Genomic DNA, 1,182 nt, shown 5'->3' with positions numbered 1-1,182 from the left:
AGCTGTACCACTTGCCTCTTTCAACTCCTCTATGAAGAGTTTTCAGCATCTGATCCGTCCAGACAGAAGGTGACGCCCACGCTTGTATTTCAACAAAGCGTTCATCTCGTCGTAATATTTGTTTAGCCATTTCTGACATTCTTATATTCCTTCTATTCTTTTCTTCTCAGTTTCACCTTCCTGCCCCCCTTTGCTCCAGTGACTTTCACCACCTTCATCGCTACTATGAGGGCTCTGACTCCTGCGTGGCGGATTAATCCGTACTGCCCACACAGGTCTCCCTACTTGATCCACAACACCTTCACACCATTCCGTCACCAAACACCTGTCAGCGTCTATACACCGCTTTTCTTTCCGCCTTTCTTCAGCGTGTATAACTTGAGCAGTTGGCTTACTTCGCCCTCAGGCTACGCAGCTCTTCCTCCCACTCTCTGGTCTTCGCCATGATATAGCAGGCTCGACACCCTGACCGGCCGAAACGCGTTCGTCATCCTACGGACTGATATTTCGTCTAGGCCCTACTACCCACCCCGTTTCACAACGACGCAGTTGACTTCGACTACAGGGCTGACGGTCAACCCTGACGAGGTCTTTCACCTCGCTGATGTTGTGTACGCATAGGCGTACTATATCATGCCTTCGGCATTCAAACCAAGCCCCAACGGGACGGCATAACTCAGCCAGGCACGGCAGTGCTAGGTCTAAATACGAATTGCGATTAATCATTGAGTGCTGAAAGCACGGCATAGCTCAGCCTGGCACGTAAGTGCTAGGAATTAAATGATGATTATTAATGATGAGTCCCAACGGGGACGGCATAAATCCCTATGTCATACCTTCGGCATTCTCGTTTTGAATTTACATATTTCCCCAAGGCTCACGCCATTGGGCTATATATAAGGGTAGGGAAGACTCCTTGCGGAGTCTCCCCTCCTTCCGAACCGTACGTGCGGTTCTCCCGCATACGGCTCTCCAGTCAGTGCTTACTCCGAAGAGACTGAAATTCCAGTTTCCAGGCTTCCTCCAGTGAAAAGAAGCCTAGATCTGTAAAGTAGGCTTTATTGTATTTACGAGTATCAATCATGCGATGAGAACCTTTCTTGCGATTATATTTGGCTATAATACTGCGCAGTCTTCTGCGTGTAAATTCATCTATACCTCGCATTGCATACACAGTGGAGT

1 protein-coding gene and 1 pseudogene are annotated in these 1,182 nt (G+C 48.5%); both read right to left on the bottom strand.

Features of this window, described 5'->3' with window-relative positions; genetic code table 11:
- Window positions 1–141: 141 nt before the first annotated feature.
- Window positions 142–318 (bottom strand): hypothetical protein, encoded by a 177-nt coding sequence (locus LNTAR_RS27485; RefSeq protein ID WP_007276686.1) that lies wholly within the window; start codon window positions 316–318, stop codon window positions 142–144.
- A gap of 658 nt (window positions 319–976) precedes the next feature.
- A pseudogene (locus LNTAR_RS24700) lies at window positions 977–1,182 on the bottom strand (group II intron reverse transcriptase/maturase); the annotation flags it as partial.

It is taken from the genome of Lentisphaera araneosa HTCC2155, assembly GCF_000170755.1.
Classification (GTDB): domain Bacteria; phylum Verrucomicrobiota; class Lentisphaeria; order Lentisphaerales; family Lentisphaeraceae; genus Lentisphaera; species Lentisphaera araneosa.
The sequence above is the reverse complement of the archived record's forward strand: the minus strand, read 5'-3'. Positions and strand labels throughout refer to the sequence as shown.